We start from the raw sequence: 17,573 nt of genomic DNA, 5'->3' as shown, positions 1-17,573 counted from the left end.
ATAATTACAGTTCATTAGCACTGTAGCCAATTCCAATTGATAGTATACAAAAGTATAATAATATTGAGGAAGCAGCGTGGATTTAATCGATTGTTTTTTCAATAATCCTTATTTAAATAGAATAAAACTTTCGCGTTAAGGAGTGTGAAATTGAGAATAGATAAAAACACTTTTTGGTTTCTGATGTTATGCTGAAAGAATATGTTTAAAAATGAATTCATGCAACAAGAGAATATAGAACATTTTGACTTAGTTGTGATCGGAAGTGGCCCTGCTGGCTTTGCTGCAGCAATGAGAGCCGTGGATTTCAATAAAAAAGTAGCAATTGTCGAGGCAAAGCATATGGGAGGAGCTGGTGTTTATAATGGTGCACTAACTTCTAAAACGATGTGGGAACTATCCGCCGATTTTGCTGTCGCATCTGCAGTCAATAGAGGTTATCGTGCATCACATCTAACTGTAGACTATAAAGAAGTAAAAAAAACGGTCGTAAAAGCTGCTAAGACAAAGCAATATCAGATGCTTTCACAAATAGAAACTTTTGCATACAATGAGGATCATCCTGAGAAAGGTAGTTTAACCCTATATCGTGGACATGCTCAATTTTCTGACCCCCACCATATTGATATCAAACTATTGGGTGAAGATGGAAATGTGATGATCCATGGTGATTACTTTATTGTTGCAACAGGATCACGACCTAGACAACATCCTGTTCTGGTCACCGATGGAAAACAAATAGTGAACTCTGATGAACTATTAAACCTAAAGAAATTTCCAGAGCGAATGCTTATTGTTGGATCAGGTATCATTGGTTGTGAGTTTGCAACGATATTCTCAAACTTTAATCGAACGGAAGTTCACCTTTTAGATAGAGCCCATCGCGTAATACCTTTTGAAGACACTGATGTAAGTGACTTTGTCTCTGAGGGACTTGAGAAAAATGGAGTTCATATTCATCATACTGCCAACTTTAGGTCTGTTAAAAAGAAAAAAGATTCATTAGATGTTGTATTAGATTATGAGGATGGACATAGCCGTGTTATCGAAGTGGATGTAATACTAGTGAGCATTGGACGTATTCCGAATACAGATCATCTTTGTCTAGAAAATACTGGAATTGTTCCTTCTGAAAGAGGATTTTTAGATGTAAACAACAAATGTGCATTAGACGAATTCTTGAAATGTCACATCTTTGCTGCTGGTGACATTACCGGTAATAAGGCATTATACTGTGTAGCCGAAGATCAGGGACGTCATATCGTAGAGGCTATATGGGCGAATGTGGATTATCCTCTAGACTATAGCCATCTCCCAACATTGATGTTCTTTAAGCCAGAATTAGCATCAGTAGGAATGAACGAGTCTCAACTGAGAGAACGAAAGATCCCTTATAAAGCCGCTTATTATTCAAACACACTTGTGAATAGAGCTATTGCGATGCAAAATACTCGCGGTTTTGTGAAAATAATGATCTCCGATGATGGAAAAAATAAGATATTAGGAATGCGTGCTAGTGGCCCACAAGCATCTGCTTTCATCACATCGTTTGCTTACCTACTTAATCAAGATCTAACTGTGGAGGAAGTTCTCAAGAATACACATCCTCATCCAAGTGTTACTGAAGGTATCCAGGAATGTTTGCGTTTATTGATGGGAATGTCAATATATAAACCAGAGGTTTTTCCTGATGAAATAAAGGTCAAAGAGTGGAGGCCTTAGTTTCTATTGTTTTAGTGTCAATCAGTTTGTAATATGTGGGATTAGATTGTTATTCCTTTGTCTGTAGGTTTTTTATGTAATTTTTTAGAACCTCTGTTTATCATGTGAATTTAGCAGATTGAGATGAACTTTTATGTTGAGATATATGTTTAAGTGATATTGAATGTATAAATCACAGTATTATGAGACGATCATTGTTTTTATTTTTAATTCTCACTTTAACAATTGAGGTTTTTGCTCAAGGTGAAACAGCTGATTCTAAGCAAGAAATGTCTGTGAAGGCATTAAATCCAACTGCTAAAATATATAAATTGGTATTAATGAATAATCTGACATTTGCAGATCATGATGCCAATACATTATGGATTGAACCCTCTATTCCTGTGAACTTAGGTGAAAAAATTCAAATGTTTAACTTTGCTATGATTCCGATTGATACAAGGTATACAGATGGTAAAAATAGAACTTCGTTAGGTAATATCATTTATAGTGCAAGTTTTGCTTATCGTAAGCCACTTAAATTATGGGGTGGGTATTTTGTCCCTGCTATTGGTCCATCTATTATCTTAAAATCGAACACTTATGGAGATTATGAAACTTATATGGATGATACATGGAATATCGGTGTGAGTCTTGCAGCTGTTTATAAGAACAAAGGATTTCTAGCGATGGCTGCCTATACTCCAACTTGGGGAGTAGGGGGAAATAAAGTTAATTCTTCTACGTTACAGTATATTTTAAACTATTCATTTAAATCAGGAACAGGGATTAATAGTTCTCCTTTATTGAGTTATAATGAAGAGTTGGGTAAGTGGATTGTCCCTTTTGGTATTGGTGCATCTCAAATTTTCAAAACAAAAAAAGCCATATATAATCTTGCCGTAAGTGGGTATTATAATGCCATCAGACCAGATGTTTTGGATGACTTTAAATGGCAATTGCAAGTGAAGTTTTATGTAATGCTTCCTATGTAATTTTTAATTACATAATATTGGTTTGTGTGACCCTTGTAAATTATGATCGGCAAACACAAATAGGGTTTAATTTTAATCAAAAATGAAAGCCGAATATCCACTGGTGGTATTCGGCTTTTTGACATTATTTTTGATTGCAAATATTACTTTGATATATCTCCTACCAATCTTCTTCCATGAAACTCTTTGGCTGGGACTGCTTTTTTTATCTCTTCAAGATTCTCTTTGGTAACCTTGCCTGCAACAATCACGATAGGAGCTTGTTGGGAAGCTTGCCTCATCTTATTTAGCATTTCAGCCCCCTCTAAGGCCGTCTCTTTCCCTCCTGAAGAGAGAACCCGATCTACCATGCCAATCATCTTAATATGTTTGATGGCTAGGTCTGGTCGTGGACATGTATCTATGGCCTTGTGAAATGTCACTGACATGTTACCAGAAAGTTCACATAGTTCTCTTACAGCAGTAGTGTGTATTTCATGGTCACCTCGTAACACTCCAAACACCACCCCATCTGCTCCTAGCTCTTTACACACTTTGATATCTTTCTTCATAATCTGAAGCTCGAGATCCGAGTATATAAAGTCACCACCTCTAGGGCGTATCATTACAAAAAATGGAATCTTAAGGTGTCTTTTACACATCGCAATTGTACCATACGAGGGGGTCGTTCCTCCCACATGTAGGTTCTCACATAATTCAATTCTTGATGCACCCAAAGCCTCTGCCTTGAGCGCTTCTTGGAAACTTTCAACACATACTTCTTTTATCATGAGGCTATATTTTTGTGATGAATAATGATATAAACATAAATGATCATTATAACAATCAGATACTTCTTATGCTGTAGTTGTGGCTTCTTTCAATTGGTCAATCACATCTGCAGCCAATTTGCTTTTACGATGGATATGTTGAATGATCTCATTAACTACACTATTGGTCTCGAAAGTACCTCTAACTTGTTCAAAATCTTTAATCTGTACACTGTCATCTCCGTCTGGTCCGAAACCAGTACGACTACTCAGTGTAAACTCTTTCTTTGCATCGTTATAAAGCATCTTATCAAGCTCAATAACACTATCTCTCCAACGACCAACCAAAGAAATAATATCACTCACCTCAATCTCATCTAACGACTTATTTAACTCTTTTTCCAAAAGATCTGCTGCCCATGTCCACTCATATTCATAATAGTTAGCATGTGCATCTTCGAAATAATTCTTTACTTGTTTTAGAGATTTTATCTCTTTCTGTTCTATCTTGTCCATGAAATTGGTTACAACCACTTTCGGCGTAATCAATCCTGCCAAATCTACCCATTGACCTTTACCATAAGCTGTACTTGGTTTCAAAACCTCTTGGATGGTTTTATCTTTGTTATACTCCATATTCTTGATACGTGAGATAACAGAGTTGCCAAGAAACTTGGTAATACCTATAGAGTATAGTTGAATACCTCTTTTTAACGACTTGGCTGTAATCTTAGTGCTCATATAATGGTAACTCTCACTTGTAACACCCGAGACGGTCTGCAACTGCTTAAGTATCGAACGACCATTGTACATCTTGTTGATAGTAAATGGACTTAAAAGATTACAGTTTATTAAATCTAATTTATTGGTATCTGTACGCTTATCCCTCTTCGGCCATTTAACTGCATCACGAATGGTTCCCACACTCATAATATTTACAGCAGGTGCTAAGTAACTTTCATCATTTTTCTCAATCAAGTAGCTAAAAGGAAGGTCACTTGTATCTGAGTTCTTATAGTGTCGTCCCATAACCAAGGTGAATGGTCCAATCTTTGCCGGCCATAGAATATAGGAATCAGAGGCCGTCTTAGATCCGCGTTGCATAATCCCTGCATGTATTGGTCCTAATTTATACATGTGATTACTTTGATTAGAACCACTACCAGCATTCATGAATGAGTATAGACCTGCAATTAACAAAGTGGATTTATGGTGTGTAACTGTATATGGTCCTGCAAAAATAGAACAAGCCTCGCCATGGTATCCCTGACAGTTTGCAAAGAATAATGAATTTTCTGCCGAATAGTGTTTGCTTAATTTACACCCTTGTCCAACAAAGCAGTGATCCAAAATCGCACTATCACTAATTTCTGACCCCGATGCTACGATGAAATTGCTCGCAATAACTCCAGAACCAATCTTAACAGGTGCTTTTTTAACACTATTAATCGACCCATTACATAATCTATGGGTATTATTAATGGTGGTATATTTGCCAATCTTAGTATTCTTAATCTCTTTGCAGTTTTCAATGACTGTCCATTCCCCAATCGTACCCACAGAAGCTCGTTGCTTTTCAGCGTACTTCTGGATCATCTCTTCTAATTCACGCACTGCTAGATCTCTATGGCGATAAAGTGCAATGATATAGGCTAAGTGAGCTGATAGCTGGTCAAAAATAGGAACTTGTCGTCCTCCTGTTTCATCTAAAACAGAAACTTTAACGCCGTTACCAAAAGTAGTGTCTCCCTCCACCTCTAGTGTGTTAAGAGACTCGATGCGAACATGACTTTCAATGGTATAGTTCGCAATATAATTTTGTATATTATTTATTCTACAGTTATCTCCAATAGTACAGTTTGAAAGGGTCGCATAGTATATTCCAGATGGCCTATTAATACCATTTTTTAGAATGAACTGATCTTCAAATACCCCTAAACGTATGTTGCCATGAAACTGCACATGCTTTATACGCTCGCAGTCAAGTGGCTGTTTAACAAGCACTCTTTTCCAATCGGAGGAGGTACACCCATTGTCCTCAAGGGTGTTGATTTGATCGACTGTTAGATTTTCGTACATTATTATTGTTCGTTTGTTTTCTCGGAATTTAAAAGTAATAAAAAAAAGCATCTTAGCAGTGCTATTAGGAGGATATAATGTGATATGTTTTTATCCAATCTCTGAATTTTACCCCATCTATAACATTATGCTTCTCAATTAATCGAATGATTTGATCTATACTTTTTTCTTTGTGTAGTGAACGAGGATTTTTACTGAAAAATTTATCTGCAATACAGACAATAATTTGTTCGTCTGTTTTAGGGATGTAGTCGTGACATGGAATAGGTATTTGTTGTGTCATAATTGACTCTTTTGACAGACCAACTCCAGTGTGATTTTCACTAAACTCGGCAAGATTATCTAACCCTTCATCTCTAAGTAATTGACCTCCTAAATATCCATGACATACGTATGGTGCTTGTCCATAACAACCTATTTCTGGGGCATCTGTCTTGAAAATACCTATATCATGTAACATTGCTCCTTGTTCAATGAGATCAAGGTCTAAATCAAGATGTGGGTTGCGTGATGCTATATCTAATGCCTTTTTACAAACTAATTTACTGTGTATTAATAGAATATTATGTGCAGTAGGTGTGGCATGATAGTATTTATTAATTATATTTAAAATATCAACCTTTTTCATTTTTTTTGTAATCTGATTAAACCTTCGTTCATAATCTATGTCTAATATAATAGATTTGGAATTAAGAATAATCATCGATGATTGAGATAGATAATAATATTTGATTTGGGAATGGCTAAAGAAGATGTAATTAAGCAGCAATTGAAGGTCCCAACTCAAAAGAAATATGCATTTCAGATGTTGGTACAATTGTATCAAGAGCGTCTATACTATTTTGCAAGAAAAATGGTTGTGACCCATGATGATGCAAACGATGTGCTGCAAGATAGCTTTTTGAAGGCTTGGAAAGCCATTGATCGCTATCGTGGGGATGCTTCGCTCTATACGTGGCTCTATCGTATTGTGATTAATGAGTCTATCTCTTTGATCGAGAAGCGTAAGAGAGAGGTGAAAATGTTCAACCAAGAATCCATCGATTATAGGGTTGCACACATAAAAACGGACCCTTATTTTAATGGTAGTGAGATTGAACGAAAATTGCATGAAGCTGTCTTGAAATTGCCTGAGAAGCAACAGATGGTTTTTAATATGAAATATTTTGACGAGCTAAAGTATGAACAGATATCTGAGATTCTAGAGACATCTGTAGGAGCATTAAAAGCATCCTATTTTCATGCAAAAAAGAAAGTTGAAGAAGAAATGTTAAGATTAGTTTGATATGTTAGATCTTGATAATATAAATAAAGATAATAAAGAGTGGAGAACTCCCGATGGGTATTTTGATCAACTTCCTTTTGATATAATGGAAAAGATTGAGGAATCTGAAATGGAGCGTGAAATCATTCAGAAGAGCACTACTCGCTTCTCATGGTGGGGGTATGTGGGAGTTGCAGCATCCATTGCTTTATTGGTGATGAATATCTTTTTGATGTCAGAAAATCGACAGATGATGGATAGAGTAGAGCAATATGTTTCTGAAAATAATCAGACCCCAGTTCTAGATGAAGAGTGGTTGTCTGAAGATGAAATTCAAGATATTCAAGAATATTTAGTGGACAATAAAATGATTTATGATGCAATATATAGCGAAGAAGTGGAAGAGTAAGGTTATCCCAATCTTCCTTATCTGTTTGGCCATAATGGCTATGGTGGCACCTCATGATGCTTGCGCTCAAAAATGTATGTCAGGAGACCTGAAAGCGGAAAAGATAGCTTATCTAACGGACTATCTATCTTTAACGCCTCAAGAGTCCCAAGAATTTTGGCCTCTTTATAATGAGTATCGTGACAAAAGACATGAGATACACGACCTTTTAAAGAGTTATTTTAAACAGATTAAGGAGATGCCAAAAGATGCTTCTGATAAAGAAGTGGATTCGTTATCTGAGAGTATACTAAAGACCGTAGAGAGAGAGAACACCCTACTTCGACTTTATCAAACAAAGTTTGCAAAAGTATTAGGTGGTCATAAAGCGCTTAGGCTCTATCTCGCAGAAAGGAATTATCGTATGTACCTCATGAAAAAATATCGTAGAGGTAGCGGAAAAGGAAGAGGACCAATGCATTGATTTCAATAAAGTAAAGTTTGTGTGAATAAAAAGAGAGCCTATTGATTTAGTCTCTCTTTTTTAAATGTTTACGATACCCTCTTTATCCATGTATTTTCATAGAAAACATACGAATTCAAGCAATCTATTATGAGGGAGGATTTTTTTATCCGAACTAAAGTGTTTTAGCCTCTCGTTCTCTAAATCAACTTTTCAGTGTATATAGTTTTATCTTTACATACGATCTTTACCACCACCATTTGATTTTGATAAGATTTAGTTGTAACAAACGTACTGTTCCCATTATCGATATGGATCAAACGACCTTGGATGTCGTAAAATCGTATCTCTTTGATCTTTGAGGTGTCTATAATACGTATGCCATGACGAGATGTTATCACCTGATATGGCTTCGTGATAAGTGACAGATCAACAGCTGTCGGAATAATTTCTTTAATCTTTGTAAACCTACTCCACAAAGGAGCTGCTCTGTAGACATCTACAAATCCCTTCGGTACAAAAAGTGTTGCGTTATCATATGCTTCGTCATCAAAAACAATAATTTCATCAGGTGTTTTTCTTCTTAATATATTGAAGCGTTTGTCTACCCACATCTTTACAATTGGAGGCATTTCAGCAGATATTGTAATCCTTTTTAATTGTTTCGTTGTACCGATAAAGGAACGTTCACTAATTTCATAAAAATTCTCTGGGAGTGTGATCGATTTTATTTCTCGTGCGCCATCTGCAGGATCTCCATTAAATGCAAAATAATCAATGAAATCTATTTTGTCAGGAATGATTAGATTTTGTCTATAAGCACTGCTATTTCTAAAACACTCTTCAGGTATGGTATATATGTTCTCTGGCATTAAGCTGCCTGGTTGAAAATTCTTACAATCATAGAATGTAAATCTACCAATATCCGATAAGTTATTGGGGATTTGTAACTCTCCAGTGAAGTTTGTATTTCTGAAAGCAGCATCACCAATTGATTTTAAATTCATTGGTAGAGTTAATGTTCCATTAAGACCCGAACAATTTAAAAATGCACTATTTCCGATGGCAGTTACTCTTGATGGAATAGTGACATCACCATTCAGATTAGTGCACCCAGAGAAAAGTCCAGTAGATATTTTTGTGATGTTTACCGGTAGAGTAAGCGTTCCATTCAAACCAGAGCATTTATTAAAGGCTGAATATTCAAGTTCTATAAGGGTATTTGGTAATACTAAATTTCCTGATAGACCACTACACTCCTCAAAAGCAAAATACCCGATGTGTGTCACTTCAGTAAGATGAAACTTTCCTACTAAATTGCCACATCCTGAAAAAGCTCGACTACCAACTTTTTTAATATGTGGGGAAACAAGATCTGAGAAATTGACATGTAAATTTTTACATTCAAAAAATGTTTCACTTTTAATTTCATCTACACTATCGGGTATCGAAGATACCCAAGATAGTTCTTCACAGTAAGCAAACGCGTGGTCTCCTAATGTCGTTAGAGACGATGGAAAGGTGAAGCTTGATATTTTTGACCCTACAAATGCATATCGTTCAATAACTTTTACGCTGTTGGGTAGTTGGACACTAAATGAGATGTTATTGCAATTATTGAATGTGGATGAGCCAATAACAAGTATTCCATTATCGTGAGCCTCAAAAGACCTGACTCTGGTATTGGGACTAGTGTTCTTTTGTCCAAATAGTCCTGCTGAACCACCTTTTTTATAACATAAAGCGATGATGTTTTTTCCATCTATCGATTTTGGTACTCTTACATGAGTCCCTTTTCCTTTATATAGATTTAAGCTAATGCCATTAATCCCGTCAATTGTGACCTCTGAAAATTCCCAATCTGTTTGTGTCTTTGATAGATCTTGTGCCGACAATAAGCTCGATGTCAATAATATTATTAACGTCAATAGATGATTGGCCAGAATTCTAATACTAAATATTTGACAATTCATGTATGTGATAATTATGCAATGTTTGTTGTTGTGTATTGTTTCATATAAGATTTTACCTAGACGACCTCTAGTCATCAGATAGAAATAACAAGATTATTTCTATCTGATTCTCTCTCTTACATCTAATATTTGTCCATCTTGGATTAGATAAGCTTTTCAGTGTATACCGTTTGATCTTTACATACGATCTTCACCAATACTATTTGATTCTGATATGCTTGAGTTGTGATAAACTCACTGTTTCCATTTTCAATATGAATCAAACGACCTTGGGTGTCGTAAAATCGTATCTCTTTGATCTTTGAGGGGTCTATAATACGTATACCATGACGAGAAGTTATCACCTGGTATGGCTTCGTGATACTTGACTGATCAACCGTTGTAGGAATAATTTCTTGAATTTTTGTAAACCTACTCCACAAAGGTGCTGCTCGGTAAACATCTACAAATCCTTTGGGTACATAAAGTGTTGTGTTATCATATACCACGTCATCAAAAACAATGATTTCATCAGGTGTTTTTCTTCGTAATCGATTAAATGGCTTATCTACCCACTTCTTTACAATTGGTGGTGTCTCCGCAAAAATAGTAACTCTCTTAAGTTTCTTTGTCGAACCTCGAAATGATAGTTCGCTGATTTCGTAGAAATTTTTAGGGAGAGTAATTGATTTTATCTCTCTGAAATCTTCTGTTGAATATGCCTTAAATGCTGAATAATCGATGAAGTCGATTTTTTCTGGAATATTTAGATTTTGTCTGTATGCCTTACTGTTTTTAAAACAATCTTCAGATATCATATAGAGATTGGTTGGAATAAAACTACCTGGTGCGAAATTTTGACAACCCTCAAAAGCGGATTTTCCGATAGTAGAGACTTGATTCGGGATACGGAGTTCTCCACTAAAATTGGTGTTTTGAAATGCGGAGTTTCCTATTGTCTTTAATCCATCAGGAAGTGTTAGTGTTCCATTAAGATTGTTACAGTCTACAAATGCAAATGACTCTATTGTTGTTATTTTATCTGGGATAGTGATATCTCCTGTTATATTTGTACATCGAGCAAAAGTACTAGAGTATATTGTGTTGAGATTCTCTGAAAGAGTTATGTTACCATTTAATCCTGTACAAGAATCAAAGGCGCTATGTCCGAGATAGGTGAGGGAGTTGGGTAAGACTAGATCTCCTGTTAATCCTGTGCAAGAGTCAAAAGCACTGTTCCCTAGATGGATAAGAGTGTTGGGTAGAGCTAAATTCCCTGATAAGCTTGAACAATTATAAAATGCATTATATTCAATGTGGGTTATCTCTTCGAGTTGTATGCTTCCTTTTAGATTAATACAACCTGAAAAAGCATGATCCTCGATCTTCTTTATATGGGGACGTACAAGATTAGAAATATGAACCTGTAGTTCATCACAATCTTGGAATGCGCCACTCGTAATCTCAGTAACTCCATCGGGAATAGTGGATGTCCATCCTAAATCACTACAGCCAGAAAATGCATGGTTGCTGATCGTTTCAAGTGATGTTGGAAAACTAAAGTTTACAATTTTGGAACCTGCAAAAGCATAACTGCCAATTTCTTTAACACTATTGGGCAGATCTACTTCAAATGACCTATTTATGCAAAAGTTAAATGTTGCGACACCAACAATAAGCAAATTAGCATTGTAACAGTTGACTGATCGGATTGTAAGATTATGTTTAAAATTTGTCTGTCCAAATAGACCTGCATATACTCCTTTCTTATGGCACAAGGCCAATATGGAATTGCTACATTTGACCGGAGATAAGGTTAAGTCCTTAGTAATCTATATTTTATATATTTGCATTATGACACAAGGTAAACAAAGACAAGGGTATGATAAGGAGTTTAAGCTGATGGTTGTCAATCAAGTATTGAGTGGCCGTAGTTCAACTCAAGTTGGAGAAGAGCATGGGCTAGATAGCTCTATGATTCGTCGTTGGGTTCGTCAGTTTAAAAAGTATGAGGATAATAGTTTTCAAGGAAATGGTAATATTGTTGAAACAGAGGATGAGAAGCGTATTCGCATTTTAGAACAAGAACTTAAGAGGGTTAAGATGGAGCGCGACATATTAAAAAAAGCGGTGGGCATATTCTCCTCGACAGACAGTTAATATATGAGTTCATCGTTAGTCATTCGATGGTATTTCCTGTTGAGATTATGTGTAAAGTATTAGGTGTTAGCAGCTCATCTTATTATGAATGGAAAAGTGGTCGTATATCTAAGAGAAAAGAAGCCTTACAACGAGATACAGGATTAATACTTGATATATATAATAAATCAAAACGGCGATATGGTAGCCATAAAATTAAGGCCCAGTTAGGCCGAATTGGTGTGAGTACATCAAGAAATAGAGTAGCAAGAATAATGCAAAGTCAAGGGATTAAGAGTTGTATTTGTAAATCCTATAAACCACAAACAACCACTTCCAATCATGGTAAAAGAGTAGCGTTGAATCATCTTAATAGAGAGTTTACGACTGGTGCACCGACAAAAGTTTGGGTCTCAGATCTAACCTACATCCCGACAGACCAAGGTTGGCTTTATTTAACGACCATCATGGACCTATTTGACCACTCTATTGTTGGATGGTCCATGTCAAAGGATATGACTGCGGAAAATACAATTATGAGGGCTTGGAATATGGCTAAGACAAATCGTCCTCCCCAAAAAGGAATGTTATTTCACTCTGATCAAGGAGTCCAATTTGTAGCAGATGTATTTCAAACAGATTTAAAGAAATATAAGGTGATTCAAAGTATGAGTAGAAAAGGGAACTGTTGGGATAATGCTGTGGCAGAAAACTTTTTTAAGATCATCAAATCAGAACTAATTGACCATAAGCACTATCACTCTTTCTCTCATGCTAAATCCGATATCTTTGATTTTATTGAGGTATGGTATAATAAGAAAAGATTGCACTCAGTTTTAGGTTACAGAACACCATCTGAGTTTATGGAAGAGTATATTAAAAATGTGGCTTAATATTTTATCCGGTAAAAAGTTGCATATCCATCTTCATCTAGCCACTTTTGAACAGCTACAGAGTTTTGCTCATAAGCTCTCTTTTTTGGCTTTTGTGGGGTAAATCCCCAACGACGTAGATAGTCGCCAGTAGTAGTTATTGCTATAACTATACCAAATTGATCTAGAATAAGTTCCTGTACAGCCTTTCTTGTCCATAAAGCAAAGTTTAGCTTTAACTGGTCGGGCATCTTATCAAGAATTAGACTCTGTATTAGTTTTTCTTGTTCTAGGGTAAGCAACTTTAAATCTTCTGATTTTACACCTTTCTTCTTTGATTGTAATCCTGAAAGACCATTAGCTTTGTTTTTCTTTACCCAAGAAGATATTGTAGTGGCTCGAACTCCAAGAAGTTTTGCTACATCTTGCTTCTTTTTACCCATTTTTATTAAACGAATCGCATTCTTTCTTTGAATGAGGCGTTCCGATTCAGGTAGTGTTCGATAGTCTATTTTTTCCATGGAATAAAGATAGTAAATATTATCGATATAATACCGTCGGGTTAATAAGAAACTCCCCTAAGGTCCCACGATGAATGATACCACTATACAAAAGATAGTAGTAGCCATAGTGACAAATTGTCCCAGTCAGAATAATATTTAAAATACCATTCGGAAGGTTGCGATATTTTTTTCGTAGAAGCGTAAGTTGTAACCCTACAATTTGAATACAACAAATAATGATAAAGAGTTGGATATTCATTGGTTTGTCTACTTTTGGTTCTTCTACAAAAATAGCTTTTTATCAAAAAAGTAGAATAAAGATAAACCTATAAGCAAGCCATCTTACCACCTTTTGAGTCAATTAAGAACGATAATGAATAAGGTGCTTTTCTTCCCTTCAATTGATAATCATGAATCGAGGTTGTTTTAATGAACGCAAATAATAAAACGTTTGAGAGTTTGACCTTTTGGTAAAATGAAGATAACCTGTTGCATTAAGACTCTATAATTTACACTATAGATGAAAAAAGAGTCCCTAAAAATAGAGACTCTTTTTTTATATGTTACGTCAGTAATGGTATTGAGTAAAACTCCTAATAACAGGATTTGAGTGCCTGATCGGTCAAACTTCCAATGAATCACCATGTGATTACTCCGAAGAGTTGAGGCCTGCTTTTGCAATCAATAAGCTTTCTCGTTTAAATTGTAAATGTTAGTTTACCAAAAACGTATTACCAACGTAAAAATCTTAATATTCTAAGAGTAGCTATCATAAGATAACCTAACTCTTTAAATGTTGCGTTAGCACTCTATTGAGTAAAACTCCTAATAACAGGATTTGAGTGCTTGACCGGTCAAACTTCCAATGAACCACAATATGATTACTCCTAAAGAGTTGAGGCCTGTCTTTGCGGTCAATAAGCTTTCTCGTTTAAATTGTAAATGTTAGTTTACCAAAAAGACGAAATGCCAACGCAATTAATATTAATATGGGAGAGAGGTCTTTTCTGAAGGCTTCTCTCCTTATTGGGTCGCGTCAGCACTGTATTGAGTAAAACTCCTAATAACAGGATTTGAGTGCCTGATCGGTCAGACTTCCACTGAATCACAGTGTGATTTCTCCGAAGAGCTGAGGCCTGTCTTTGCAATCAATAAGCTTTCTCGTTTAAATTGTAAATGTTAGTTTACCAAAAAGACGAAATGCTAACGCGATTAATATTAATATGAGAGAGATGTCTTTTCTGAAGGCTTCTCTCCGTAATGGGTCGCGCTAGTAAAGGTATTGAGTAAAACTCCTAATAACAGGATTTGAGTGCCTGGCCGGTCAGACTTCCACTGAATCACCATGTGATTACTCCGAAGAGTTTGAGGCCTGTCTTTGCAGTCATAAGCTTTCTCGTTTAAATTGTAAATGTTAGTTTACCAAAAAACGTATTACCAACGCGATGTATTTTAAAGAACTTTTTTGCTTTGCTTGTAATACAAATGTATGTTTTTTTTACTTACGTGATACTCGAATTATGAAAAAAAATAAAAAAAAAGTGTTTTAACACCTTCCCATATAATGGGAAGCTTTTGTAATACAATGATTTCAAGTAACTCTTTATTTTTATAAACAAATGTCCTTATGAAATGTTTCTGTCATTATTGTTAAATTTAGTTTTTACCTGATTTGTGTAAATGAATAAAATTACTGGAAGATATATTTTAGAAGAAGTGAGTCAATATCGTAAGTGTCTCAATAAAATCTCCCTGCTCTCACTACTTATTTATAACGAAGCTTGATTTTTGATCTATATCAAACTCCTTACCCCCACGCATCCTAGTCCTCTAAAATTATACGAAACTTGATTTTAGATGTGAACAGGATATATTAGTTGAATGTCTACACTCCCAATTGTCTATCTACTCCACTCTCTCGGTATTCTCAATTCAATCCCCTTTATTCTCCTCCTTGCAGCTACTTTACCAATGATAAGAAGCTACTTTCCCAAGCTTTAACTCGATCTTAAATCGGTTTCAATACGGTTCCAATACGGTGATAGTTCATAGTTGCTTCATGGTTCATTCGAAGTTCATTCGAAGATTTGGCTTTTTTTATGAGCCAATGGTGAATGAAGTTTGAGCTGTTTTTGAAAGTGCACCGTATTGGAATCGTTTTGGGTCCGTATTAAGCCCCTGTTTGTTTGCTGTTTGTTTGCTGCTTGATTACTGTTTGATTGCTTTTTAATTTTTGGTTGGTGGCAGGTTAGTCGTTGTTTGATTGTTGGGATGCATATTGACTTAGTGGCTTTGTGTTTTTAGTCGGTGTTAAGGTTGATTCGCTGTGTTTTGATGTAATTTTGTTAGTTAATATGTCTATGTGTTAGTTGTTTGTGGTCGTTTTTGTGTGCTTGTTTGTTCTGGGGGATGTGTTGCATTGAAGTTGTATTTGGTCGGTGGTGTGTAGGTTGCTATTGAATTTTTAGAGATAAAAGCGGTTTTGGGTCAAAAATAAGAGAATAAAAGTTGTGAGGTTTGGGATAAATGCGTAATTTTGCCGCGATTTAACACTATATAAAGTCTAATTTATTAATAGAATTAAGAAAATTAAATGAGCGAAAATTTAGAAAACAAGGCTGTTGAGGCAACTGAGGAAGTTAAGACTCAGGTTGTTGCTCACGAGGAGTTTGATTGGGATGCGTATGAAGCTGGTGAAGTAGTAGTTGCTGATAAGGAACTAGAAGCTATGTACGATAATACTTTGTCTGCACTACAAGAAAAAGAAGTAGTTGACGGTAAAGTTATCGCAATGAACAAACGTGAGGTTGTTGTAAACATTGGCTACAAGTCTGATGGTATCGTTTCTTTGAACGAATTCCGTTATAACCCAGAATTAACTGTGGGTGACGAAGTAGAGGTTTACGTTGAGAGCCTTGAAGACAAGAAGGGCCAATTGGTTCTTTCTCATAAAAAAGCACGTTCTCTACGTAGCTGGGATCGTGTAAATGCTGCTCTAGAAAACGACGAGATCATTAAAGGTTTCATCAAATGTCGTACAAAAGGTGGTATGATCGTTGACGTATTCGGAATTGAGGCATTCTTGCCAGGTTCTCAAATCGACGTGAAGCCTATCCGTGACTACGATATCTACGTAGGTAAAACAATGGAGTTCAAAGTTGTTAAAATCAACCACGAGTTCCGTAACGTTGTTGTATCTCACAAAGCACTTATCGAAGCTGAGCTTGAACAACAGAAGAAAGAGATCATCTCTAAGCTTGAAAAAGGACAGGTTCTTGAAGGAACTGTTAAGAACATCACTTCTTACGGTGTATTCATCGACCTTGGTGGCGTAGACGGACTTATCCACATCACTGACCTTTCATGGGGTCGCGTGAACCACCCAAGCGAGATCGTAGAGCTTGATCAGAAGATTAACGTTGTTATCCTTGACTTCGATGATGACAAGAAACGTATTGCTCTTGGATTGAAACAATTGACTGCTCACCCATGGGATCAACTAGATACTGAATTGAAAGTTGGTGACCGTGTTAAAGGTAAAGTAGTTGTTATGGCAGACTATGGTGCATTCGTAGAGATTGCTCCAGGTGTAGAAGGTTTGATCCACGTATCAGAAATGAGCTGGAGCCAACACCTACGTTCTGCTCAAGACTTCATGAAAGTTGGAGACGAAGTAGAAGCACAAATTTTGACTCTAGATCGCGACGAGCGTAAGATGTCTCTAGGTATCAAACAACTTAGAAACGATCCTTGGGCTCAAATCGAAGAGAAGTATAGTGTTGGTACTAAGCACGCAGCGAAAGTACGTAACTTCACTAACTTCGGTGTATTCGTAGAGATCGAAGAGGGAGTTGATGGATTGATCCACATCTCAGACCTAAGCTGGACTAAGAAGATCAAGCATCCATCTGAGTTCACTTCAATTGGAGCTGAAATCGAGGTTGTAGTATTGGATATCGACAAAGATAACCGTCGTCTAAGCCTAGGACACAAGCAACTAGAAGAGAATCCATGGGATGTATTCGAAACTATCTTTACTGTTGATTCAGTACATGAAGGAACTGTAATCGATATCTTCGATAAAGGTGCTGTTATCGCATTGCCTTACGGAGTTGAAGGATTCGCTACACCACGTCACCTTGTAAAAGAGGACGGATCACAGGTGACAGTTGATGAGAAATTAGAATTCAAAGTAATCGAGTTCTCTAAATCAGCTAAGCGTATCATCCTTTCTCACTCACGTGTATTCGAAGATGTTAAGCGTGCAGAAGATCGTGCTAAGAAATCAGCAGCAGCAAAAACAGCTAAGAAAGGTATGCAACAAGTGAAAGATAACTTAGAGAAAACAACTCTAGGTGATATCACTGATCTAGCAGCTCTTAAATCTCAAATGGAACAAGACGAAAAAGGAGATAAGTAATCCTTTGACTTCTATGTCCGACTGGATTTATAGATAATATTAATAGGT

Annotated in this window: 15 protein-coding genes; 8 read left to right on the top strand and 7 right to left on the bottom strand. The window is 36.2% G+C overall.

Going from position 1 to position 17,573, the window contains the following annotated elements; genetic code table 11:
• The first annotated feature begins 219 nt into the window (after nucleotides 1–219).
• Together K5X82_05310 and K5X82_05305 are read left to right on the top strand one after the other, a co-directional pair.
• The gene (locus tag K5X82_05310; protein ID QZT38322.1) at nucleotides 220–1,722 is read left to right on the top strand and encodes an NAD(P)/FAD-dependent oxidoreductase; all 1,503 of its coding nucleotides are present in this window, start codon (nucleotides 220–222) and stop codon (nucleotides 1,720–1,722) included.
• Nucleotides 1,723–1,904: 182 nt separating this feature from the next.
• A complete protein-coding gene (locus K5X82_05305) occupies nucleotides 1,905–2,696 on the top strand; it encodes a hypothetical protein (protein ID QZT38321.1) in 792 nt (263 codons plus the stop codon).
• Nucleotides 2,697–2,839: 143 nt separating this feature from the next.
• On the opposite strand, the gene K5X82_05300 is transcribed toward K5X82_05305, so the two are convergent.
• The 3 genes from K5X82_05300 to K5X82_05290 form a co-directional block, all read right to left on the bottom strand.
• A complete protein-coding gene (locus K5X82_05300; GenBank protein QZT38320.1) occupies nucleotides 2,840–3,466 on the bottom strand; it encodes a copper homeostasis protein CutC in 627 nt (208 codons plus the stop codon).
• 66 nt (nucleotides 3,467–3,532) lie between these two features.
• On the bottom strand, nucleotides 3,533–5,524 hold the full coding sequence (locus tag K5X82_05295; GenBank protein QZT38319.1) for a DUF4954 family protein: 1,992 nt from the start codon (nucleotides 5,522–5,524) through the stop codon (nucleotides 3,533–3,535).
• A gap of 64 nt (nucleotides 5,525–5,588) precedes the next feature.
• Nucleotides 5,589–6,227, bottom strand: coding sequence for an HDIG domain-containing protein (locus K5X82_05290; protein QZT38318.1), 639 nt, complete (start codon nucleotides 6,225–6,227; stop codon nucleotides 5,589–5,591).
• A 36-nt stretch (nucleotides 6,228–6,263) separates the two neighbouring features.
• On the opposite strand from K5X82_05290, the gene K5X82_05285 reads away from it, so the two are divergent.
• The 3 genes from K5X82_05285 to K5X82_05275 are packed head-to-tail and all read left to right on the top strand — an operon-like array spanning nucleotide 6,264 to nucleotide 7,660.
• Nucleotides 6,264–6,809, top strand: coding sequence for a sigma-70 family RNA polymerase sigma factor (locus tag K5X82_05285; GenBank protein QZT38317.1), 546 nt, complete (start codon nucleotides 6,264–6,266; stop codon nucleotides 6,807–6,809).
• 1 nt (nucleotide 6,810) lies between these two features.
• On the top strand, nucleotides 6,811–7,197 hold the full coding sequence (locus tag K5X82_05280) for a hypothetical protein (protein ID QZT38316.1): 387 nt from the start codon (nucleotides 6,811–6,813) through the stop codon (nucleotides 7,195–7,197).
• Nucleotides 7,163–7,660, top strand: coding sequence for a hypothetical protein (locus K5X82_05275; protein QZT38315.1), 498 nt, complete (start codon nucleotides 7,163–7,165; stop codon nucleotides 7,658–7,660). Before K5X82_05280 ends, K5X82_05275 begins: the two co-directional genes overlap by 35 nt.
• A gap of 179 nt (nucleotides 7,661–7,839) precedes the next feature.
• Here K5X82_05275 and K5X82_05270 read toward each other — a convergent pair whose 3' ends face one another.
• Nucleotides 7,840–9,612, bottom strand: a complete 1,773-nt coding sequence (locus tag K5X82_05270) for a leucine-rich repeat domain-containing protein (protein QZT38314.1) — start codon at nucleotides 9,610–9,612, stop codon at nucleotides 7,840–7,842.
• Between the two features lie 143 nt (nucleotides 9,613–9,755).
• Nucleotides 9,756–11,369 carry a leucine-rich repeat domain-containing protein gene (locus K5X82_05265; GenBank protein ID QZT38313.1) on the bottom strand — a complete coding sequence of 538 codons (1,614 nt, stop codon included), beginning with the start codon at nucleotides 11,367–11,369 and terminating at the stop codon, nucleotides 9,756–9,758.
• Between the two features lie 76 nt (nucleotides 11,370–11,445).
• Here K5X82_05265 and K5X82_05260 point away from each other — a divergent pair, with 76 nt between their 5' ends.
• Nucleotides 11,446–11,751: a transposase gene (locus tag K5X82_05260; protein ID QZT38312.1), complete on the top strand. Its 306-nt coding sequence runs from the start codon at nucleotides 11,446–11,448 to the stop codon at nucleotides 11,749–11,751.
• On the top strand, nucleotides 11,709–12,623 hold the full coding sequence (locus K5X82_05255) for an IS3 family transposase (protein QZT39085.1): 915 nt from the start codon (nucleotides 11,709–11,711) through the stop codon (nucleotides 12,621–12,623). Before K5X82_05260 ends, K5X82_05255 begins: the two co-directional genes overlap by 43 nt.
• Here K5X82_05255 and K5X82_05250 read toward each other — a convergent pair.
• Both K5X82_05250 and K5X82_05245 read right to left on the bottom strand, forming a co-directional pair.
• Nucleotides 12,620–13,123 carry a winged helix-turn-helix domain-containing protein gene (locus tag K5X82_05250; protein QZT38311.1) on the bottom strand — a complete coding sequence of 168 codons (504 nt, stop codon included), beginning with the start codon at nucleotides 13,121–13,123 and terminating at the stop codon, nucleotides 12,620–12,622. The genes K5X82_05255 and K5X82_05250 overlap by 4 nt on opposite strands.
• 19 nt (nucleotides 13,124–13,142) lie before the next feature.
• A complete protein-coding gene (locus tag K5X82_05245; protein ID QZT38310.1) occupies nucleotides 13,143–13,364 on the bottom strand; it encodes a hypothetical protein in 222 nt (73 codons plus the stop codon).
• 2,334 nt (nucleotides 13,365–15,698) lie between these two features.
• Here K5X82_05245 and rpsA point away from each other — a divergent pair.
• Entirely contained in the window at nucleotides 15,699–17,525 is a 1,827-nt protein-coding gene (gene rpsA / locus K5X82_05240) for a 30S ribosomal protein S1 (protein ID QZT38309.1), read from the top strand.
• Nucleotides 17,526–17,573: the final 48 nt, after the last annotated feature.

The organism is Prolixibacteraceae bacterium, assembly GCA_019856515.1.
Lineage (GTDB): Bacteria > Bacteroidota > Bacteroidia > Bacteroidales > Prolixibacteraceae > Halosquirtibacter > Halosquirtibacter xylanolyticus.
Note: the sequence above shows the minus strand (reverse complement) of the source record. Positions and strands in the feature narration are given on the sequence as shown.